Raw genomic sequence first — 21546 nt, 5'->3', positions numbered from 1 at the left:
GGCAACCCGGGCGGCGGCACGGGCGGCCGGGGCCGCCCCGGCGGCGGCCCGGGGTGGGGGCCCCCGTCGGGTTCCGTACCCTGGCGCAACGGGGGGGGCCCCCCCCCCCCCCCCGGGGGGGGGGCCCACGCCCGTACTCGCGGCGTCAGGCGGCGATCAGGCGCCCGCGCCGTTCAGGATCTCGCGCGCCAGCTTGGCGGTCTCGGTCGGCGTCTTGCCGACCTTGACGCCGGCGGCCTCGAGGGCCTCCTTCTTGGCCTGCGCGGTGCCGGAGGAGCCGGAGACGATGGCGCCGGCGTGGCCCATGGTCTTGCCCTCGGGGGCGGTGAAGCCCGCGACGTAGCCGACGACCGGCTTGGTGACGTTCTTCGCGATGAAGTCCGCCGCGCGCTCCTCGGCGTCGCCGCCGATCTCGCCGATCATGACGATGAGCTCGGTCTCCGGGTCGGCCTCGAAGGCCTCCAGGGCGTCGATGTGCGTGGTGCCGATGACCGGGTCGCCACCGATGCCGACGGCCGAGGTGAAGCCGATGTCGCGCAGCTCGTACATCATCTGGTAGGTCAGCGTGCCGGACTTGGACACGAGACCGATCTTGCCGGGCTTGGTGATGTCGCCCGGGATGATGCCGGCGTTGGACTGGCCGGGGGTGATCAGGCCGGGGCAGTTCGGGCCGATGATCCGGGTCTTGTTGCCCTTGGCGGTCGCGTACGCCCAGAAGGCGGCGGAGTCGTGCACCGCGATGCCCTCGGTGATGACGACGGCCAGCGGGATCTCGGCGTCGATGGCCTCGACGACGGCGGCCTTGGCGAAGGCCGGCGGGACGAAGAGGACGGAGACGTTGGCGCCCGTCTTCTCCATCGCCTCGGCGACCGAGCCGAAGACCGGGACCTCGGTGCCGTCGAAGTCGACGGTCGTGCCGGCCTTGCGCGGGTTCACGCCGCCGACGATGTTCGTGCCGTCAGCCAGCATCAGCTTGGTGTGCTTCATGCCCGTGGCACCGGTCATGCCCTGGACGATGACCTTGCTGTCCTTGTTGAGGAAGATAGCCATGGTGAGTCTGTGACCTCGTCCCTTTACTTCGCAGCCGCAGCGAGCTCGGCGGCCTTGTCGGCCGCGCCGTCCATGGTGTCCACGCGCTGCACCAGCGGGTGGTTGGCGTCCGAGAGGATCTTGCGACCCAGCTCGGCGTTGTTGCCGTCGAGGCGGACGACGAGCGGCTTGGTGACCTCTTCGCCCTTGTCCTTGAGCAGCTGGAGGGCCTGGACGATGCCGTTGGCGACCTCGTCGCACGCGGTGATGCCGCCGAAGACGTTGACGAAGACGGACTTGACGTCCGGGTCTCCGAGGATGATCTCGAGACCGTTGGCCATGACGGCGGCGGAGGCGCCACCGCCGATGTCCAGGAAGTTGGCGGGCTTGACGCCACCGTGGTTCTCACCGGCGTAGGCGACGACGTCCAGGGTGCTCATGACGAGACCCGCGCCGTTGCCGATGATGCCGACCTCGCCGTCGAGCTTGACGTAGTTGAGGTTCTTGGCCTTGGCGGCGGCCTCGAGCGGGTTCGTGGCCGCGTGGTCCACGAACTCCTCGTGGCCCGGCTGGCGGAACTCGGCGTTCTCGTCGAGCGAGACCTTGCCGTCGAGCGCGATGACGTCGCCGGAGGCGACCTTCGCGAGCGGGTTGACCTCGACGAGGAGCGCGTCCTCGGCGATGAAGGTCGCCCACAGGGTCACCAGGACCTCGGCCACCTTCTCGGCGACCTCGGCCGGGAACTGCGCCAGGGCGACGATCTCGCGGGCCTTCTCGATGGTCACGCCCTCGTTGGCGTTCACCGGGACCTTGGCGAGCTTCTCCGGGGTCTCCTCGGCGACCTGCTCGATGTCCATGCCGCCCGCGACCGAGGCCATGGCCAGGAAGGTGCGGTTGGTGCGGTCGAGGAGGTAGGAGACGTAGTACTCCTCGAGGATCTCCGGAGCGGTCTCCGCGATCATCACCTTGTGGACCGTGTGGCCCTTGATGTCCATGCCCAGGATGTCCGTCGCGCGGGCGACGGCCTCGTCCGGGGTGGCGGCCAGCTTGACGCCACCGGCCTTGCCGCGGCCGCCGACCTTCACCTGCGCCTTGACGACCGACTTGCCGCCCAGCCGCTCGGTGGCCTCGCGCGCCGCCTCAGGCGTGTCGATGACTTCACCGGCCAGCACCGGTACACCGTGCTTGGCGAAGAGGTCCCTCGCCTGGTACTCGAACAGGTCCACGCGCGTCCGTCCCTTGTCTTCAAAGATTCGCAGTGTTCGCGGTTGTCTGCGTGGGCGTGCCGCGAGGGCAACGTGACGGCGCTGTCACAAGGGGAGCGCACACGGTGACCGTGGACGCGGCATGTCCGTCCGGCAGGTTATCCCCGTGGGGCTTGCGTCCCTAAATCAGGGATCACACCTGAGCGGTGATACCTGTCACAGATCCCCTCACGTGTGAGCTGGATATTCGTGTGATCTCACGATTTCACGCGGTCGCGGCTCACCCCTCCGGAACCGGAAGGGGCCGCTTCTCGATCGCCGCGGCCATCACGTCGGGGAAGAGGTCGGGGGTGCAGGCGAAGGCCGGGGAGCCGAGGGCGGCCAGCGCCGCCGCGTGCTCGCGGTCGTAGGCCGGGGCGCCCTCGTCGGAGAGGGCCAGGAGCGTGACGAACCGGACCCCCGCCGCCTGCATCGCCGCGACCCGCCCCAGCATCTCGTTGCGGATCCCGCCCTCGTAAAGATCGCTGATCAGGACCACGACGGTGTCGGCGGGACGGGTGATCTTCGACTGGCAGTAGGCGAGCGCCCGGTTGATGTCGGTACCGCCGCCGAGCTGGGTGCCGAAGAGGACGTCCACCGGGTCGTCGAGCTCCTCGGTCAGGTCCACGACGGCGGTGTCGAACACGACCAGGCGGGTCGCCAGCGAGCGCATGGAGGCGAGGACGGCTCCGAAGACGGAGGCGTAGACGACGGAGGCGGCCATCGAACCGGACTGATCGATGCAGAGGATCACCTCCTTCTTCACCGACTGGCCGGCGCGGCCGTGGCCGACGAGGCGCTCGGGCACCACGGTGCGGTACTCGGGCAGGTAGTTCTTGAGATTGGCCCGAATGGTGCGGTTCCAGTCGATCTCGTGGTGGCGGGGACGGCTGATCCGCGCGGACCGGTCGAGGGCGCCGGTGAGCGTGGCCCGGGTGCGCGTGGCGATCTTCTTCTCCAGCTGCTCGACGACCTTGCGGACGACCGCGCGGGCGGTCTCCCGGGTGGTGTCGGGCATCGCCTTGTTGAGCGAGAGCAGGGTGCCGACCAGGTGGACGTCGGGCTCGACGGCCTCCAGCATCTCCGGCTCCAGCAGCAGGGCGGACAGCCCGAGCCGCTCGATCGCGTCGCGCTGCATGACCTGGACGACGGAGCTGGGGAAGTACGTGCGGATGTCGCCGAGCCAGCGCGCCACGTTCGGCGCGGACCCGCCGAGCCCGGCCGACCGCTCCCCGGCCGGCTTCCGGTTCCCGGCCCCGGCGGTGCCCCCGTACAGCGCGCCGAGTGCCGCGTCCATGCCCGCGTCCCGCCCGCGGAGGGCACAGCCGGTGCCGTCGGCCTCGCCCCCGCCGAGGACCAGCCGCCACCGCCGCAGCCGCTCCCCCGCCGCGTCCGCCGCCGCTGCCGCTGTGCCCGCCACGTCAGCCGTACCCGTCGCGCCCGGCTGCGCGGTGTCCGTTCCGGTCATGTGTCCGTCCCCTCCGGTCGGTTGGTCTCGGTTCGCCGAGTGATGCGTCGAGTGACGCGCCGCGTGATGCACCGCGTGATGCGCCGAGCGCTGTCGTCGTGACGGCGCGGGCGTGCGGCGTCGTCGTGGGTCGCGGGTCAGCCCGCGGCCGCCAGCAGCATCCGCACCAGCGGAACCACCGCGTCCGCGCGCTCCGGGTCCAGCTCGGGGGCGAAACCCGCGGGTGCCGCGCCCCGTGCCCCGGCCGCGGGGCGCGAGGCACCCGGCCCGCGGCGCACCAGTTCGCCCAGGGTCCGCCGGACGCCCGGTTCGTACGCGCCGAACGTGCGCCGCAGCAGCGGCAGGACGTCCGTGAACGCGCCCGCCGGTATGCCGGTCAGCCAGGCGTCGATCAGGGCGAGCAGCCGGTCGTCGTGGACCAGCAGGGTGCCGCCGCCGGCCGCGCCGCCCGCGAAGCCCTCGATCCAGCCGGCCGCGTCGGCGGGCGCGGCCGCCGGGGAGAGCGCGAGACCCATCAGGCGGGCGGTGTCCGCCGCCGCCAGCCGGCCCTCGTCGAGCAGGAGCCGCACGGCCCGGCCGCGGATGACGCCCGGCACGGTGTCCCGGCCGGCCAGCGTCCGCAAGCCCGCCGACCAGCGCTCGCGCAGCCCCTCGTCCTCCAGCAGGCCCACCGCGCCGTGCACCGCGTCCACGTGGCCGCGCAGCTCCGCGGCGCCGTCCGCGTCCAGCCCGGCGCAGGCCGGCGGCAGCGCGACGCAGATACGGTCGGCGAGCCCGGCCGCGACCGTGCCCAGCGCCGCCGTGTCGGTGCCCCGGACGTCCCCGTAGCGCAGGGACCGGGCCAGGGCCGGCAGCGCCTTGGCGAGCCGGGCCACGTCGGTGTCCAGGGCGGCCCGGTCGGCCAGGGCCCGCAGGACCGCCGGGAGCGCCTCGGGCAGACCGGCCAGCAGGCAGCGTTCGGCCAGCGAGGTCACCTCGCCGAGCTCGCCCGCGGCGGCCGCGTCCGCCTCGGCGCGGCCGGTGGCCGCGGCGAGGACGGTGGTGCCCCAGATGCCGGCCTCGGCGACCCGCACCGACAGCTCCGGCTCCCAGCGCAGCCGCCAGGTCTCGCGGAACGTGCCGGTGCTGCCCCGGGAGGCGGCCGGTATGCCCCAGTCGATGCCGAGCAGCCGCAGCCGGTGCAGGAGCAGGCTCTTGGCGGCGTCGGAGTCCTTGCGCAGATCGAGCTCCAGTTCGCGCTCCTGCGCCTGCGCCTTGAGCCGCAGCGAGCGCTGCTGGCGCGTCAGGTCCCGCTGGAGGGGCACGACGGGCGCGGCGTCGGGCACTTCGCCCAGCGCGTCCCCGACGACGAGCCGGTCCTCGATGAGCGCGAGCGGCACGTCGGAGCCGTCGCACATCACCGCCCGGACCGCCTCCAGGGTCTCGGTCAGGCCCGCCAGCGGGCGCCCGCGCACGGCGGCCAGGGTGTCGGCGAGCCGGACCGCCTCGATGACGTGGGCCGAGGAGACCTGGCGGTCCTCCTCCCGCAGCAGGCCGGCGACCTTGGTCAGCCAGCGTTCGACGGGCCGGTCGGGCGCGGCGAACAGGTGTCCGTACCAGCCGGGCGAGGTGATGCCCGCCCCGTAGCCCCCGGCCCGGGCCAGGCGCCGGTGGGTCCAGGGCACCCAGGTGGTCTCCACCTTGACTCTGGGCAGCCCGGCGAGCAGGGCCCGGTCCGCGGCCACCGTGGTCCTCGCGCGCAGCGCCGGCACGTGCCAGGCCCCGCACACCACCGCGCAGGCGTCCCCGAACTCGCGGCGGGCGGCCCGCATCCGCTGCCGCATGTGGGCCTCGCGGACCAGGTCGCGGGCGTGGCCGCCGGCCCCGTAGGTCTCGCGCAGGGCGGCCATGGCGTCGCCGAGGGCCTCGAAGGCGGCGACCGGGTCGGCGGGGCCGGCGCCCCGGTGCTCGACGACGTCCTCCCACCAGCGTTCCGGGTCGTCGTACCCGGCGGTCTCCGCCAGCACCGCGAGCGGGTCCAGCCGTACCGCGTCGGACCCGCCGGCCCCCGGCTCCTGCCCTGCTGCCGTCTCCCCCTCCTTCCCCCTCTCCTTCTCCTCGTCCCGTTCCGCCAGCGTGTGGGCGGCCGGGAGGTCGATGAAGCGGACCGGGACCCGCTCGGCCAGGGCCCAGCGCACCGCCACCCATTCGGGCGAGAACTCGGCCAGCGGCCAGAACGCCGCCCGGCCCGGGTCGTCGGCCGCGTGCGCGAGCAGCGCGACGGGCGGCCGCATGGCGGGGTCGGCGGCCAGCGGCAGCAGCGCGTCCCCCTCCGGCGGGCCCTCGATCAGGACGGCCGCCGGCCGGGCCGCGTCCAGGGCCGCCCGCACCGCGCGTGCGGAGCCGGGCCCGTGGTGCCGTACGCCCAGCAGCAGCGGCCCCGCGGTCCCGCCGCTCACGCCGTCACCTCCCGGCAGGCGCGGTAGAAGTCCTTCCAGCCGTCCCGCTCGCGCACGACGGCCTCCAGGTACTCCTGCCAGACCACCTTGTCGGCGGCCGGGTCGCGCACGACGGCGCCGAGGATCCCGGCGGCCACGTCGGAGGGGCGCAGCACGCCGTCGCCGAAGTGGGCGGCGAGCGCGAGGCCGCCGGTGACCACCGAGATGGCCTCGGCCGTGGACAGGGTGCCGCTGGGCGACTTCACCTTCGTCCGGCCGTCGTCGGTGACGCCCTCGCGCAGCTCGCGGAAGACGGTCACGACGCGGCGGATCTCGTCCAGGCCCTCGGGAACGGCCGGCAGGTCCAGGGCGCGGCCCATCTGGTCGACGCGGCGGGCGACGATGTCGACCTCGGCGTCGGCCGTCGCGGGCAGCGGCAGCACCACGGTGTTGAAGCGGCGGCGCAGCGCGCTGGAGAGTTCGTTGACCCCGCGGTCGCGGTCGTTGGCGGTGGCGATGAGGTTGAAGCCGCGCACGGCCTGCACCTCCTCGCCGAGTTCGGGTATGGGCAGGGTCTTCTCGGACAGCACGGTGATGAGCGTGTCCTGGACGTCGGCCGGGATACGGGTGAGTTCCTCGACGCGCGCGGTCATGCCCTCGGCCATGGCGCGCATGACGGGGCTGGGGACGAGGGCGTCGCGGCTGGGGCCGTGGGCGAGGAGGCGGGCGTAGTTCCAGCCGTACCGGATCGCCTCCTCCGGGGTGCCGGCGGTGCCCTGGACGAGCAGGGTGGAGTCGCCGCTGACGGCGGCGGCCAGGTGCTCGGAGACCCAGGTCTTGGCGGTGCCGGGGACGCCGAGCAGGAGCAGGGCCCGGTCGGTGGCGAGCGTGGTGACGGCGACCTCGACGATCCGGCGCGGGCCCACGTACTTGGGCGTGATGACCGTGCCGTCGCCGAGGGTGCCGCCGAGCAGGTAGGTGGCGACGGCCCACGGTGAGAGCTTCCAGCGGGCCGGACGGGGCCGGTCGTCGGCGGCGGCCAGGGCTTTCAGTTCGTGGGCGTAGGCGTCCTCGGCGTGCGGTCGCAGCGCCTCGGCGTTCGCGGTCTTCTCGGACATGGTGATGCTCCCCCTCCAGGCTCGGCAGCCGCTCGGCGACTGCTGTACCCACGGTGCACCACCCCACTGACAACGCCCCCTGTTCCTACCGTTGTTGCAGGTCAGACGCATTGTCAGTGGGAGTGCCTACGGTGGTTTCCATGACTGAGCAGCAGGTCCGCTGGACGGCGGAACAGGTACTGGCTCTGGCTCCTGACGAGGCGTCGCGCAAGGCGGGGGGCAAGCTCGGCTCGGCGGGTCCGTGGTCCCGGACCGGAGGTTCCGCTTCCGGTTCGGTGTGGGGGTTGTGCAAGGGCAGCGGCAGTACGCCGTACCGGACGGTCGTGGACCTGACGGGACCGGCGTACCAGTGCTCCTGCCCGAGCCGGAAGTTCCCGTGCAAGCACGCGCTGGGGCTGCTGCTGCTCTGGGCGGCCGAGGGGCTGGGGGAAGCGGCCGAGGCACCGGACTGGGCCGGGGAATGGCTGGCCGAGCGGGCCGCGAGGGCGGCGCGTCCGGCCGCCGCTTCCGGGTCGGCCGGAGCGCCGGCCGACCCGGAGGCGGCCCGCAGGCGGGCCGAGCGGCGGGCCGCGCGGATCGGGGCGGGGGTGAGCGAGCTGGAGCAGCGGTTGGCCGACCTGGTGCGCGGCGGTCTGGCCGGGCAGGAGGCGGCCGGGTACGCGCAGTGGGAGGAGACGGCGGCCCGGATGGTCGACGCACAGGCGCCGGGACTGGCCGCGCGGGTGCGGGAGCTGGGCACGATACCGAGCTCCGGCGCGGGCTGGCCCGGCCGGATGCTGGAGGAGTGCGCGCTGCTGCACCTGCTGGACCGGGCCTGGCTGGGGGTGGCCGGCCTGCCCGAGCCGCTGGCCGCGACGGTCCGGGCCCGGGTGGGTCTGCCGGGAGCGGTGGCGGGGGCGGCGGTGCGGGACCACTGGCTGGTCCTGGCGCAGCACGACACCGTCTCGCCGGACGGGCGGCTCACCACCCGCCGGATCTGGCTGCGCGGTCTGGAGAGCGGCCGCCCGGCCCTCGTGCTGGACTTCGGGCCGCCCGGCCGGCCGCCGCAGCTCGCGCTGCCGGTGGGCCTGGTGCTCGACGCGCAGGCCCGGTTCCGGCCGGGCGGGGCGGGGCTGCGGGCGGAGCTCGGCGAGCGGTTCGCCGCGCCGGCCCCGTTCCCGCACGCACCGGCCGGCGTCTCGACGGGCGAGGCGCTGGACGCGTACGGGGCGGCGCTGCGCGAGGACCCGTGGCTGGACGCCTGGCCGGTGGTGCTGGGCCAGGTGGTGCCGATACCGGGCGAGCACGGCTGGCAACTGGCGGACGTGGAGGGGAAGTCCGCCCTGCCGGTGCCGCCCTCCGGGGCGCGCACCCGGTCCGGGCTGTGGCAGCTGGCCGCGCTGTCGGGCGGGGGCCCGGTGACGGTGTTCGGCGAGTGCGGCCACCGCGGGTTCACCCCGCTGACGGCCTGGGCGCCGGACACGGCGGAGCCGGTGGCCCTGGGCTGAACCGAAGGACGACTGGGGGGCTTGTGAACGACAACCACGCGACCTGACACACACCGGCACGAGCTGCCCCGGTCCCGCGGAGGGGGCGGGACCGGGGCGCGCACCACAGGCGAGGGAGGGGTTTCGATGAGCGGGGTTCGGGAGCGGCGGCGGGACGGGGAGATGACCGGGCGGATGGACGGACAGCGGGCCGGGGACCGGGAGGAGCCGGCCGGGGGCTGGGAGCCGGCCGGGCACGGGGAGGAGCCGGCCGGGGGCTGGGAGGAGCTGGTCGGGGCGGCGACGCTGGGTACCGACCGCAGACGCGGCGGGACGCCGGGGGCCCTGCTCGACGCGGCCGCGGTCCTGGCGGTGCGGCGGCGGGCGGGGCTGCGGCCGGCCGAGGCGGGGGCCCGGCCCGATCCGGTGGCCGAGGATCCGCGGCCGGCCCCGCCGGAGGCCGCGCGCCGCCGGCTGGCGCAGCTGCTGGCCGGCCGGGGCGGTGCGGGCGGCAGCGGGCGGCGCGGGGCGGCTCCGGATCTGATGGAGCTGCTGCCGCAGTGGCTGGCCGCCGCGTCGCGGTGGGGGTACCGGGCACCGGCCGCGCTCGTGCCGGCGGTGCTGGACGCCGCCAGGGCCCGTACGGATCTGCGCCCGCAGGCGCTGGCCCTGGCCGGGGCACGGGGGCTGTGGCTGGCCCGGCTGAATCCGGAGTGGCGGTTCGCGCTGCGCAGCGGCGCGGGCGGCGGGGAGCTGCCGGATCCCGGGGACGGGGCAGGCGTGGAACGGCTGTGGCAGGAGGGACTGTTCGCAGAGCGGGTGGCGCTGCTGGGGGCGGTCCGGGCGCACGATCCGGCGGCGGCGACCCAGCTGCTGGCGGGCACCTGGGCCACCGAACGGGCCGAGGACCGGCTGATGTTCCTCGACTCGCTGCGGGCGGGACTGTCGGAGCGGGACGAGCCGTTCCTGGAGGCGGCGCTGGGCGACCGCAGCCGCAACGTGCGCGCGACGGCCGCCGAGCTGCTGTCGGCGCTGCCCACCTCCGCGCTGGCGGCCCGGCAGGCGGGGCGGGCGCTGGCCTGCGTGGGCCCCGAGGGAGTGGTGCCGCCGGCGGAGTGCGACGCGGGGATGCAGCGTGACGGGGTGGTCAAGCGTCCGCCCGCGGGCCGGGGGGAGCGGGCGTGGTGGCTGGGGCAGCTGGTGGAGGCGGCGCCGCTGGCCTGCTGGCGCGAGCGGTTCGGAGGGCTGGACCCGGCGGCGATCCTGGCGCTGCCGATGGCCGAGGAGTGGCGGGAGGAGCTGCACGCGGCCTGGTGCCGGGCCGCGGTGCGGCAGCGGGATCCGCAGTGGTCGCGGGCCCTGCTGGGGTCGGCGGCGGCACCGCCCGCGGCCGGGCCGGCGACGGCGTCGCTGGCGGAGCGGGCCAAGCTGCTGCAAACGCTGCCGCGGGAGGAACGGGCCGAGTGGGTCGCGGAGTTCGTGCGGGCCCACGGGCTGTCGGAGGCGTTCCAGCTGCTGGGTGTGTGCGCGGTGCCGTGGTCGGCGCAGCTGGGGCGGGCGGTCGTGGACGCGCTCGACATAGCCCGGGAGGCGGGGAGCTACCCGTGGAGCTTCAGCGGGGTCATGGGCCTGGCGGAACGCTGCCTGGACCCCGCCGAGGCCGGCCACCTCGAGGCGCTGACCGCCGCGTACGACGATCCCCCGGACGCCTCGCCCGGCGCCGGGGGCTACTGGGCGGAGGCGTTCCAGCGGCTGGTGGCGACCCTGCGGCTGCGCGCGGCGATGCTGGCCGAACTGACGCCGCCACCCGCCTGACCGGCAGCCGCCTGACCCGGCAAGCGCCGGCGGCCGGCTCGGGCGGCCGTCAGACGGCGGGGCGGACGTGGGCGCGGACCCAGTCCACGATCGCGGTGGTGGTGGCGCCCGGCGTGAAGATCTCGGCGACGCCCTTCGCCTTCAGCGGGGCGATGTCGTCCTCCGGGATGATGCCGCCGCCGAAGACCTTGATGTCCTCCGCGTCGCGTTCCTTCAGCAGGTCCAGCACCCGCGCGAACAGCGTGTTGTGCGCGCCGGAGAGGATCGACAGCCCGATCGCGTCGGCGTCCTCCTGGATCGCGGTGTCGACGATCTGCTCGGGGGTCTGGTGCAGGCCCGTGTAGATGACCTCCATGCCCGCGTCGCGCAGGGCCCGCGCGATGACCTTGGCACCGCGGTCGTGGCCGTCGAGACCCGGCTTGGCCACCACCACACGGATCGGACCGGTCACACCCATCGCACTGCCTCCCGAGTGAACGAACGTTAAGTACAGCATCGCGCACCGCGTCGTTTCGCGGTCAAGCACGAGGGGGAAATCACACGTGGGACGCCATTGATTCACACGCACCGGTCGCAAGGAGAGCCGCAACGAGTCGCCGCGCCACCGCGCCGTCAGCCGCACGGCACGGTGGCGCGGCACATCGCCGCAGAACGGCACGGATCGGCAGCCGGAGCCACAGGGGGGGCCGTCGATGGGGCTGTCGTTCACGTTCGCCGTGCCGCGATCCGGTGCCGCGCTGCGCGCCGCCGCCCTGGAGGTGGCCGTGCTCGCCGGACATCTCGCCCTCTATCCGACCGGTGTGGCACAGGAGAGGATCCGGCCCCTCGCCCAGGGCCAGACCCGGCCGCCCGTCCTCCTCCTCCACGGGTTCAGCGACAACCGGTCGGTGTTCGTGCTGCTGCGCCGGGCGCTCGGCGCCGACGGTCTGCGCCGGGTCGAGGCGTACAACTACTCCCCCTTCACCCGCGACCTGCGGGCCACCTCCCGGCTGCTCGCCGCGCGCGTCGAGGAGCTGTGCGAGCGCACCGGGCAGGAGCGGGTGGACGTGGTCGGGCACAGCCTGGGCGGGCTGGTCTGCCGCTACTACGTCCAGCGGCTCGGCGGCGACGCGCGCGTGCGCACGCTGGTCACGCTCGGCACCCCGCACGCGGGCACCCGCGCCGCGCCCTTCATGGACGCGCACCCGCTGGTCCGGCAGATGCGGCCGGACTCCGAGGTGATGGCGGAACTGAACGCGCCGGCGCCCGGCTGCCGCACCCGGTGCGTGGCGTTCTGGGCCGAGTTCGACACGGTGATGAGCCCGGCCGGCACCGCCCGCCTCGAACATCCCGACCTGATGGCGGTGAACGTGCAGGTCACCGGGATCGGGCACCTCGCGCTGCCTGCGCACCCGGCCGTCATCGCCGCCGTCCGGCGGGCCCTGGACGGGCCGGTGCAGGCCGTCCCCGAGGCCCCCGGAGCCGCCTCCGTGGCGTGACCGACAACCGGCCTTTTGTCGAACGGATTTCGAACTCAAGGCCAAGGCTCTGCCTTGCGGCGACCGAAAGACAGCCGAATGCCCGGTTCCTGAGGAACCGGAACCCCCGGAAGATTGTCGACGCCTGTGACCGCCGGGTACAGTCACGCCACTGCTCTCCTCCGGGGAACCTCCCATTCCCCGGCCACCCAGGCCCCCCACCGCCGAGGCGAAAGAGAAGTTGGTGAACGACCGCCCCACGTCGGGCCAGTACCCGGATCCCGGGTACGACGGCCTTGCCACCACCACTTTCGCTGGCGATGTGTCCTACGGTTCCTTTGAAACGCAGGGGCAGGGGTACGACTACTCCTCCTACGCCGCGTACGACGCGAACGCGACGGGCAGTTACGACGCCACCGCCTGGGCCACGCCGGCCGCGCAGGACAGCTACCTGACCAGCATCCCCGCCCAGTCGCTCCCCGAGGACGGCACCGGCCAGTGGGACGCGAGCGCCTGGTCCGCGCACACCGACTACCAGCAGCCCGCCGCCGCCTTCGGCTACGACACCTCCGGCGAGCAGAGCGGCCACTGGGCGATGCCCGGCTTCGGCACGACCGCGGCCGAGACCGGCGCGTACGACGCGACCGCGTGGAACTCCGTGGTGCAGGAGGAGCTCCCGCAGCAGCTGCGGCCCGAGGCCTCCTACGGCTACGAGAACGAGTCCTCGTACGAGTACGGCGCGGGCGGCGAGTACACCTCCGAGTACGCCGCGCCGGCGCACGCCTACGAGTCCCCGGCCGAGTACGTGGCGATGGCCGGGACCGCCGCCTTCGAGGCCACGCCGACGGCCACCTTCGACGCCGTACCGGCCGCCGCCTTCGACGCGGCGCCGACCGCCACCTTCGACGCCGTGCCGGCCCTCGAGGACACCGAAGCGGAATCCCCCGACGAGGCGGCCGCCGCCGTGCACGCCGCCGAGACGCAGACCATGTCCGCGGCCGATGTCGCCGCGGCCTCCGCCGCCTTCGAGGCGACCGCGGTGTCGCGCGCCGCGCGCCGCGCCGCCGCCAAGAACGCGGCGGCCAAGGGCGCCGCGGCCAGGAACGCAACCGCCCAGACCGGCTCCGCGACCACCGGCACCGGCCCGGGCGGCGGCACCGGTGGCACCGGCCGTGCCGCCAGCCGCCGGCGCACCCCGGCGAAGCGTTCCGCCCTGCTGACCGTGGCCGTCCCCTCCGTCTGCGTCATGGGCGTCGCGGGCGTCGCCGCCGCCTCCGTAGGCGGCCTGACCGGTGGCGCGGAGAAGACCACCGAGGACACCACCACGCTGGCCGCGCCCGACCCGGCCTCGGTCCAGCCGGCCGCCGCCAACAGCAAGCTCGACACCCAGCTCGCCGCGCTCAGCGCCGACGCGGGCGACTTCGCGGACCGCGCCAGCCGTACGCAGGAGCGCATCGACCTGCGCGTCCGCCAGGAAGAAGAGAAGAAGAAGCGTGCGGAGGAGGCGGCCGCCAAGGAGGCCGCCCGCCCCAAGTTCGCCGTCCCGGTCGCCCAGCACGGACTCAGCGCCGGCTACGGGCAGTCCGGCGGCATGTGGATGTCGGTGCACACCGGTATCGACTTCCCCGTCGGCTACGGCACGCCGGTCATGGCCGCCACCGACGGCACCGTGCGCACCCAGTGGAACAGCGCCTACGGCAACATGGTGATCCTCACCGCCCCCGACGGCACCGAGACCTGGTACTGCCACCTGAGCAGCTCCAAGATCCGGTCCGGCAAGGTCAAGGCGGGCGAAGTCATCGCCTACTCCGGCAACTCGGGCAACTCCACCGGCCCCCACCTCCACTTCGAGGTGCGGCCCGGCGGCGGGTCCCCGATCGATCCGTCCGCGTGGCTGCGCAGCAAGGGCCTGAACCCCAACTGAGCCGGCCGCACCACAGCGGCGCCGGCACTCCGGCCGGCGCCACCGCTCCTGCCCGTCCCTACAGCTTCTGCACCGGCGCGTACCGCAGCAGCAGCCGCTTGGGCTTGGCGTCCCCGAAGTCGATCGTGGCCTGCGCGTCCGCACCCGACCCCTTGACCTCGGTCACCGTGCCCAGCCCGAACTGGTCGTGCGTGACCCGGTCCCCGACCGCCAGCGCGACGACCGGCTTGTCGGCGGCCCGCCGCGTGGCGAACCCGGACGGCCCGGCCTTCGTACGCGACGACGACAGGAACGCCTCGGGCGACGTACCGAACGACGACTTCCCGGAACCGGAACCGGAACCGGAGCCCGACCGGGAGCCCGGCCCGAAGCCGCGCCCGCCCGAGACGGGACCCGCTGGCTTCTGCGCGCCCGTGCGCTTCCACCGCAGGTACTGGTCCGGGATCTCCTCCAGGAACCGCGACGGCGGATTGTAGGAGGGCGTCCCCCACGCGCTGCGCATCGCCGAGCGCGTCAGGTACAGCCGCTCCCGGGCGCGCGTGATGCCGACGTACGCCAGCCGGCGTTCCTCCTCCAGCTCCTTGGTCTGCCCCAGCGCCCGCATGTGCGGGAAGACCCCGTCCTCCATGCCGGTCAGGAAGACCACCGGGAACTCCAGGCCCTTGGCGGTGTGCAGGGTCATCAGCGTGATGACGCCCGAGCCGTCGGTGTCCTCGTCCGGGATCTGGTCGGAGTCGGCGACGAGCGCGACCTGCTCCAGGAATTCGGCCAGGGTGCCGCCCGCGGCGGCGGCCGGTGACGTCCCGGTGTCCTCGCTGCGCGCCTGCTCGAACTCCAGGGCCACGGCGGCCAGTTCCTGGAGGTTCTCGATCCGCGTCTCGTCCTGCGGGTCGGTGGAGGCCTGGAGCTCGGCCAGGTAGCCCGTCCGCTCCAGTACGGCCTCCAGCACCACCGCCGGGCCCGCGCCCGAATCGACGATCGTCCGCAGCTCCTCCATCAGCACGTTGAACCGCTTGACGGCGTTGGTGGAGCGTGCGGCCATCCCGTACGCCTCGTCGACGCGCCGCAGGGCCTGCGGGAAGGTGATCTTCTCGCGCAGCGCGAGGGCGTCGATCATCGCCTCCGCGCGCTCGCCGATGCCGCGCTTGGGCACGTTCAGGATCCGGCGCAGCGGAACGTTGTCCTCGGGGTTGGCCAGCACCCGCAGGTAGGCCAGGACGTCCCGGACCTCCTTGCGCTCGTAGAAACGGACCCCGCCGACGACCTTGTAGGGCAGGCCGACGCGGATGAAGATCTCCTCGAAGACGCGCGACTGCGCGTTCGTCCGGTAGAAGATCGCCACGTCGCCGGCCTTCGCGTCGCCCGCGTCCGTCAGCCGGTCGATCTCGTCGGCGACGAACTGGGCCTCGTCGTGCTCGGTGTCGGCCACGTACCCGGTGATCACGGTGCCGGTGCCGGCGTCGGTCCACAGGTTCTTGGCGCGGCGGTTCTCGTTGCGCTCGATGACGGCGTTGGCCGCGGACAGGATCGTCTGGGTGGAGCGGTAGTTCTGCTCCAGCAGGATCGTCGTCGCGTCCTTGTAGTCCTCCTCGAACTGGAGGATGTTGCGGATCGTCGCGCCGCGGAAGGCGTAGATCGACTGGTCCGCGTCACCGACCACGCACAGCTCGGCGGGGGGCAGGTCGTCGTACCCGGGCCCGACCAGTTCGCGTACGAGCGTGTACTGCGCGTGGTTGGTGTCCTGGTACTCGTCGACCAGGACGTGCCGGAAGCGGCGCCGGTAGTGCTCGGCGACGTCCGGGAAGGCCTGGAGCAGGTGCACCGTGGTCATGATGATGTCGTCGAAGTCCAGCGCGTTGGCCTCGCGCAGCCGCGCCTGGTACATCGCGTACGCCTGGGCCAGGGTCTTCTCAAAGCCGTCGGCGGCCTGGCCGGCGAAGGCGTCCTCGTCGATCAGCTCGTTCTTGAGGTTGGAGATCTTGGCGTTGAAGGACTTCGGCGGGAACTTCTTGGGGTCGAGGTCCAGGTCGCGGCAGACCAGCGCCATGAGCCGCTTGGAGTCGGCCGCGTCGTAGATCGAGAAGGACGAGGTGAAGCCGAGCCGCTTGGACTCGCGGCGCAGGATGCGCACGCACGCGCTGTGGAAGGTGGACACCCACATGGCGCCCGCGCGCGGGCCGACCAGGCCCTCGACGCGCTCCTTCATCTCACCGGCGGCCTTGTTGGTGAAGGTGATCGCGAGGATCTGGCCGGGGTGGACGCCCCGGGCGGCCAGGAGGTGGCCGATCCGGTGGGTGAGCACGCGGGTCTTGCCCGAGCCGGCGCCGGCCACGATGAGCAGCGGCGAGCCGGCGTGCACGACCGCGGCGCGCTGCTGCTCGTTCAGCCCGTCGAGCAGGGCCGCCGGGTCGATGACGGGCCGGGCGGAACCGTCGCGGTAGTACGCGTCACCGCTCATGGGCGCGTCGAAGTGCCCCTCGAAGAGGTCGTCCGCGCCGGCTTCCGGGGCGTACTCCTCGGGCGGCGGCGGGGGCTCCTCGTCGGAGGGAGTGAGGTCCGCCAGGAAACTGTCGTCAAAGAGGCTGCTCATCGCCTTCCGAGTCTAGGGGGCCGGACCGACAGGCAGCCCCGCCCCTGGAAAACTGGCGGCCCCGCCCCCGGAATCAGGCGGCCCCGCCCCCGGGAAATCGGCGTCCGGAGCCACCCCGTACGCTCGCTCGCATGAGCGTTCTCATCCCTCTCTTCGTCGGTCTGCACATCATCGGCATCGCCGCCCTGCTCGGGGGCTTCCTCGGCCAGATGAAGGCGATGGGCGCAGGTCAGGCCCGCTTCACCCCCGGCATGCTGCACGGCGCCCTGACCATGCTGGTGACGGGCGTGGTCCTGGTGGGCCTGCGTGAGATGGACGGCGGCACCCTCAACCACGTCAAGATCGGCGTGAAGCTGGCCGTGCTCTTCGTGATCCTGGCGCTCGTCTACGTCAAGCGCGACGACGAGCGGGTCGACAAGGCCCTGTTCGGCGCGGTCGGCGGACTGACCATCGCCAACATCTTCATCGCCGTTCTCTGGCGCTGACCGGTCAGATCCGGTCACTTCGGATCATCCCGGCCGGATCCCGTTACCTTCGGGTTTAGCGTCCTCCCCCAGGACCCGGCGACCAGCGAGTCGACCGGCGAGTCGATCAGCGACCAGGGGAAGGACGTGAGGCCCGCGTGGCCAGTCATCGAAAGCCCAGGCAGCGCCCGCTCTCCGGCGGCACGGTCCGCACCGCCGCCACCCTCGCCCTCGCGGGCGCTGCATCCGCCACCGCGTTCGAAGGCGCCTCCCAGGCCGACCCCCGCCCGACGCCGTCGCAGGTCAAGGCGGAGGTGGACCGGCTGTACGGGGAGGCCGAAGAGGCCACCGAGCGCTACAACGGGGCGAAGGAGAAGGCCGACGAGGCCCAGCGCGCGCTGACCGACCTGCAGGACCAGGCTGCTCGCAGGACCGACCGCCTCAACACCGCCCGCGCCGCACTCGGTTCGCTCGCCGCCTCGCAGTACCGCTCGGGGGGCCTGGGCCCCGCGGTCCGGCTCGCGCTCGCCGACGACCCGCAGGAGTACCTCGCCGGCGCGGCCCTGATGTCCCGGGCCGGCGACCGCAGCACCGCCGGGCTGGCCTCCGTGCGCCGGGGCCTGGAGGAGGTCAGGGGGCTGCGCGACCAGGCGTCCGGCCGGCTCGCCGAGCTGCGCGCCCGGCAGGACGAGCTCGCCCGCCACAAGTCGGTGATCGAGGGCAAGCTGGAGGCCGCCCGGCGGGTGCTGGCCCGGCTCACCGCCGAGGAGCGGGCCCGGTACGAGGCCGAGGACCCCGACGCGGGCCCCGCCGTTCCGGCCGCCGCCCCCGGCGCCCCCGTCTCCGGCTCCGCCGGCGCCCGTCCGAGCCAGGCCCCGCCGCCCGCCGACGGCTCGCGCGCGGCCCGCGCGGTGGCGTTCGCGCACGGGGCGATCGGCAAGCCGTACGTATGGGGCGCGACGGGGCCGGGCTCCTTCGACTGCTCGGGGCTGACCCAGGCGGCCTGGCGCTCGGCCGGGGTGTCCCTGCCGCGCACCACCTACACCCAGATCAACGCCGGCCGCCGGGTCGCCAGGAGCCAGCTGGCCCCCGGTGACCTGGTCTTCTTCTACTCCGGCGTGACCCACGTCGGCCTCTACATCGGCAACGGGCAGATGATCCACGCCCCGCGCCCCGGCTCGACGGTCCGCATCGCCCCGATCGACTCCATGCCCTGGGCGGGCGCCAGCCGCCCCGCGTAGGTCCGGCCCCCCAGCCCTCTGGTCCTCTAGCCCCCTGGCCCGCCTAGCCCGTCTTGAGCTGGGCGCTCAGCCAGGTGAAGGTCTGCGGGAGCTGGCGGACCCAGGTCTCGATGTTGTGGCCGCCCGTGACCTTCTCGGCGTGCACCAGGGTCGGCTGCTTCGCCGCCTGCTGGAGCTCCTGCCCCGCGGTGTAGCCGTCGGCCTGGGCCCCGGAGATCCACAGGGAGACCGGGGGCGGCGTGGGCGCGTCCTTCAGGAGTGCGACCAGGTTGTGGGTGCGGCGCAGTTCGGGGTCCTGGGCGACCAGCGAGGCCGGCTCCTGGCCGGGGTCGTTGTAGCCGGAGAGGGAGAGGGCGGCGGTGTAGCGGTCGGGGTGGGCGATCGCCAGCTTGGCGGAGCAGTAGGCGCCGGCGGAGTAGCCCGCGACGGCCCAGGACCGGGCCTCGCCCGCGACCCGGAAGTTGTCGGTGACCATCTTGCGGACGTCCACGCTGAGCCAGCTGTCGGCGTTGACCTTGCCGGGGATGTTGGCGCAGCCGGTGTCGGTGTTGCCCAGCAGCATGGTGCGGGGCGAGACGAGCACGAACGGCTGGATCCGTCCGCTCTTCATCAGCGGTTCCAGGGTCTCGTGCACCTTGAGCCCCTGGAACCAGGACTTCCCCGTGCCCGGCATGCCCGGGATCAGCTCGACGACGGGGAACTTCTTGTCCTTCCAGGCCGGGTCGTCGTACTGCGGCGGCAGCCAGACGAAGACCTCGCCCTTGACCCCGGAGATCTTGCCGTCCAGCTCGGTCCGCTGGACCCGTCCGCCCAGTTCGGCGACGGGCGTGAACTCCTGCCGGACCTTGGGCTGCGCGTCGATCTTTCGGCCGCCGAGCCCGTCGGGGCCGAGGTCGTTGGCGGCGGTGACGTAGTCACCGGTGCCCATCAGGTCGTCCCAGGAGGCGTAGAAGTTCTCGGTCCGGTTGATCCCGATGAAGACCAGGGCGATCGCCGTGGCCTGCGCGAAGACGACCATCAGGCAGCGGGTCACGCCGCGGACGACGGCCGGGCCGCGCACCCTGCTCCACAGCACGAGCGGCAGGACGACGGCGGCCGCGGCCAGCGCGGCCGCCGCCACGAACACAGGAGTCCCGGTCAAGCTCATCACGCACCCCTAGAGGGTGCGCCGACCGCCCGGGTTGCCCCGGTTTTCCGCGACGTGCGTCACAACGCCGCTACCGGACCGGGGCGGACCGGCACGACCCGGCCCGGACCCGACCGGCCCGGACCCGGTCGCGGAGACCTCAGACCAGCCGACGCGCGGTCGCCCAGCGCGTCAGCTCGTGCCGGTTGGACAGCTGGAGCTTGCGCAGCACCGCCGAGACGTGCGACTCGACCGTCTTGACGGAGATGAAGAGCTGCTTGGCGATCTCCTTGTACGCGTAGCCGCGCGCGATCAGCCGGAGCACTTCCCGCTCGCGCTGCGTGAGCCGGTCGAGGTCCTCGTCGACCGGCGGCGCGTCGGTCGAGGCGAACGCGTCCAGCACGAAGCCCGCCAGCCGCGGGGAGAAGACCGCGTCCCCGTCCTGCACCCGGAAGACCGAATCGACCAGGTCCGTGCCCGTGATCGTCTTGGTGACGTACCCGCGCGCGCCGCCCCGGATGACCCCGATGACGTCCTCGGCGGCGTCCGACACCGACAGGGCCAGGAACCGCACCGGGTCCTCGGCCGCCGCCATCAGCGGGGCGCAGCGCCGCAGCACCTCGACCCCGCCGCCGCCGGGCAGGTGCACGTCGAGCAGGACCACCTCGGGGCGGGTGGCGGTGATGACGGTGACCGCCTGGTCCACGTCGGCGGCCTCGCCGACCACCTCGACGCCGGTCCGCGCGGTCTCGCCGATCTCGGCCTGGACGCCCGTACGGAACATGCGGTGGTCGTCGACGAGGACCACGCGGACCCGCCGGCCGCCCCCGGCCCCGGTCACGTCCTGGTGTGCAGCCTCTTCGCTCATGTTCCGCTCGCCCTCTCCATCTCCAGCTCGACTTCCGTGCCACCGTCGGGCGCCGACCGCAGTCGCGCGGTCCCGCCGTTGCGCTGCATCCGGCCGATGATCGATTCTCGTACGCCCATGCGGTCGTCGGGTACCGCGTCGATGTCGAAGCCCGGCCCCCGGTCCCGTACGGACACGAACACCGTCCGCCCCTCCACCTCGGCGTAGACCTGTACCGGTCCCCCCTCGCCACCGTACTTGGCGGCGTTGACCATCGCCTCGCGCGCGGCCTGGACCTGTGCGGTCAGCTTCTCGTCGAGGGGGCAGTCGCCGACGACGACGATCTCGATCGGGACGCCGTGGTGGTCCTCGACCTCGGCGGCGGCCTTCTTGACGGCCTCGGCGAGGGTGGCGGGCTCCTCCGCCTCCTCCTTGCCGGTGCCCTCGGGCTTGTACAGCCAGTTGCGCAGCTCCCGCTCCTGCGCGCGGGCCAACCGCCGCACCTCGCCGACGTCCTCGGCGTTGCGCTGGATCAGGGTGAGCGTGTGCAGCACGGAGTCGTGGACGTGGGCGGCGACCTCGGCGCGCTCCTGGGCGCGGATGCGCATGAGGCGCTCCTCGGAGAGGTCCTGGGTCATCCGGATCAGCCAGGGTCCGGCCAGCAGCGCGACGCCGACGAGGACGGCGAGGGTGGCGGTGAGCATGTTGCCGAGCTGGGCGGCGGAGCCGCGGACGACGATGAAGACGGTCAGGCCCACGCCGACGAGGGCGACGCCGGCGAGGGCGCGGGCCACCTGGAACAGCCGGCCGTGCCGGCCCGCGGCCGCCGTCCAGTGCGCCCGGCGGGCGTTGTCGGCCTGCCGCCACACCAGGACCACGCCGGCGCCGACGAGCAGGGTGGGCCACACGTAGCGACCGGTCTCGCCGCCGAGCTGGATGCGCGAGATCCAGATGCCGACGCCGACGAACAGCACGACCAGGGCGACGACCTGGCCGCGCTCGGGTTTGCGCAGCCTGCGCGTGCCGTCGGCGAGCGTCTCGAAGAAGGACCGCTCGGTGGTGCGGCCGCCCTGGCCGAGCGGTACGAACACCCAGAACGCGGCGTAGAGCAGCACCCCGAGGCCGTCGCCGAACATGAACATGCCCAGGAAGGCGAGCCGGACCCAGATCACCGGCACCCCGAGGTGCCCGGCCAGGCCGCGCGCGACTCCGCCGAGCATCCGGCCCTCGGCGCTGCGGTAGAGCTTGCGCGGCGCGGGTTCCTCGGACTCGGGGGCGTGCGGGATACGGGGTGCGGCGACTGCGGACATGACCCCAGGGTCACACGCGGGGGCGCCGGG

The 21546-nt window shown here is 73.8% G+C and carries 16 protein-coding genes; 6 read left to right on the top strand and 10 right to left on the bottom strand.

The window, feature by feature from the left end; all coding sequences use genetic code 11:
* Window positions 1-156 precede the first annotated feature (156 nt).
* From sucD to ACZ6KO_RS14770, 5 genes are all read right to left on the bottom strand, one after another.
* Window positions 157-1050: a succinate--CoA ligase subunit alpha gene (sucD, locus tag ACZ6KO_RS14790; RefSeq protein WP_469304361.1), complete on the bottom strand. Its 894-nt coding sequence runs from the start codon at window positions 1048-1050 to the stop codon at window positions 157-159.
* Window positions 1051-1073: 23 nt separating this feature from the next.
* On the bottom strand, window positions 1074-2255 hold the full coding sequence (gene sucC, locus ACZ6KO_RS14785) for an ADP-forming succinate--CoA ligase subunit beta (protein ID WP_469304360.1): 1182 nt from the start codon (window positions 2253-2255) through the stop codon (window positions 1074-1076).
* A gap of 259 nt (window positions 2256-2514) precedes the next feature.
* Window positions 2515-3741, bottom strand: coding sequence for a vWA domain-containing protein (locus tag ACZ6KO_RS14780; RefSeq protein WP_469304359.1), 1227 nt, complete (start codon window positions 3739-3741; stop codon window positions 2515-2517).
* Between the two features lie 137 nt (window positions 3742-3878).
* Window positions 3879-6179 carry a DUF5682 family protein gene (locus tag ACZ6KO_RS14775; RefSeq protein WP_469304358.1) on the bottom strand — a complete coding sequence of 767 codons (2301 nt, stop codon included), beginning with the start codon at window positions 6177-6179 and terminating at the stop codon, window positions 3879-3881.
* Entirely contained in the window at window positions 6176-7276 is a 1101-nt protein-coding gene (locus ACZ6KO_RS14770; protein ID WP_469304357.1) for an ATP-binding protein, read from the bottom strand. Before ACZ6KO_RS14770 ends, ACZ6KO_RS14775 begins: the two co-directional genes overlap by 4 nt.
* Before the next feature lie 140 nt (window positions 7277-7416).
* On the opposite strand from ACZ6KO_RS14770, the gene ACZ6KO_RS14765 reads away from it, so the two are divergent.
* Both ACZ6KO_RS14765 and ACZ6KO_RS14760 read left to right on the top strand, forming a co-directional pair.
* The gene (locus ACZ6KO_RS14765; protein WP_469304356.1) at window positions 7417-8763 is read left to right on the top strand and encodes an SWIM zinc finger family protein; all 1347 of its coding nucleotides are present in this window, start codon (window positions 7417-7419) and stop codon (window positions 8761-8763) included.
* A 174-nt stretch (window positions 8764-8937) separates the two neighbouring features.
* Window positions 8938-10557 (top strand): DUF5691 domain-containing protein, encoded by a 1620-nt coding sequence (locus tag ACZ6KO_RS14760; RefSeq protein WP_469304973.1) that lies wholly within the window; start codon window positions 8938-8940, stop codon window positions 10555-10557.
* A gap of 49 nt (window positions 10558-10606) precedes the next feature.
* On the opposite strand, the gene ACZ6KO_RS14755 is transcribed toward ACZ6KO_RS14760, so the two are convergent.
* Window positions 10607-11014 carry a cobalamin B12-binding domain-containing protein gene (locus ACZ6KO_RS14755; RefSeq protein WP_401456803.1) on the bottom strand — a complete coding sequence of 136 codons (408 nt, stop codon included), beginning with the start codon at window positions 11012-11014 and terminating at the stop codon, window positions 10607-10609.
* A 235-nt stretch (window positions 11015-11249) separates the two neighbouring features.
* Here ACZ6KO_RS14755 and ACZ6KO_RS14750 point away from each other — a divergent pair, with 235 nt between their 5' ends.
* Window positions 11250-12035 (top strand): esterase/lipase family protein, encoded by a 786-nt coding sequence (locus tag ACZ6KO_RS14750; protein WP_469304355.1) that lies wholly within the window; start codon window positions 11250-11252, stop codon window positions 12033-12035.
* 223 nt (window positions 12036-12258) lie between these two features.
* Window positions 12259-13938, top strand: coding sequence for a M23 family metallopeptidase (locus ACZ6KO_RS14745; RefSeq protein WP_469304354.1), 1680 nt, complete (start codon window positions 12259-12261; stop codon window positions 13936-13938).
* 58 nt (window positions 13939-13996) lie between these two features.
* Here the strand turns inward: ACZ6KO_RS14745 and pcrA are convergent, their stop codons facing one another.
* Window positions 13997-16528 (bottom strand): DNA helicase PcrA, encoded by a 2532-nt coding sequence (gene pcrA, locus ACZ6KO_RS14740; RefSeq protein ID WP_469304353.1) that lies wholly within the window; start codon window positions 16526-16528, stop codon window positions 13997-13999.
* Between the two features lie 131 nt (window positions 16529-16659).
* Here pcrA and ACZ6KO_RS14735 point away from each other — a divergent pair, with 131 nt between their 5' ends.
* Together ACZ6KO_RS14735 and ACZ6KO_RS14730 are read left to right on the top strand one after the other, a co-directional pair.
* Window positions 16660-17013, top strand: coding sequence for a hypothetical protein (locus tag ACZ6KO_RS14735; RefSeq protein WP_469304352.1), 354 nt, complete (start codon window positions 16660-16662; stop codon window positions 17011-17013).
* Window positions 17014-17150: 137 nt separating this feature from the next.
* Window positions 17151-18233 carry a C40 family peptidase gene (locus tag ACZ6KO_RS14730; RefSeq protein ID WP_469304351.1) on the top strand — a complete coding sequence of 361 codons (1083 nt, stop codon included), beginning with the start codon at window positions 17151-17153 and terminating at the stop codon, window positions 18231-18233.
* A gap of 43 nt (window positions 18234-18276) precedes the next feature.
* Here the strand turns inward: ACZ6KO_RS14730 and ACZ6KO_RS14725 are convergent, their stop codons facing one another.
* From ACZ6KO_RS14725 to ACZ6KO_RS14715, 3 genes are all read right to left on the bottom strand, one after another.
* Window positions 18277-19380, bottom strand: a complete 1104-nt coding sequence (locus tag ACZ6KO_RS14725; protein WP_469304350.1) for an alpha/beta hydrolase — start codon at window positions 19378-19380, stop codon at window positions 18277-18279.
* 139 nt (window positions 19381-19519) lie between these two features.
* Window positions 19520-20227 (bottom strand): LuxR C-terminal-related transcriptional regulator, encoded by a 708-nt coding sequence (locus ACZ6KO_RS14720; protein ID WP_469304349.1) that lies wholly within the window; start codon window positions 20225-20227, stop codon window positions 19520-19522.
* On the bottom strand, window positions 20224-21516 hold the full coding sequence (locus tag ACZ6KO_RS14715) for an ATP-binding protein (protein ID WP_469304348.1): 1293 nt from the start codon (window positions 21514-21516) through the stop codon (window positions 20224-20226). The genes ACZ6KO_RS14720 and ACZ6KO_RS14715 overlap by 4 nt, the downstream gene beginning before the upstream one ends.
* Window positions 21517-21546 lie beyond the last annotated feature (30 nt).

The sequence above is a fragment of the Streptomyces sp. NPDC042102 genome, from assembly GCF_055582305.1.
This window is presented reverse-complemented; position numbering and strand designations above follow the sequence as displayed.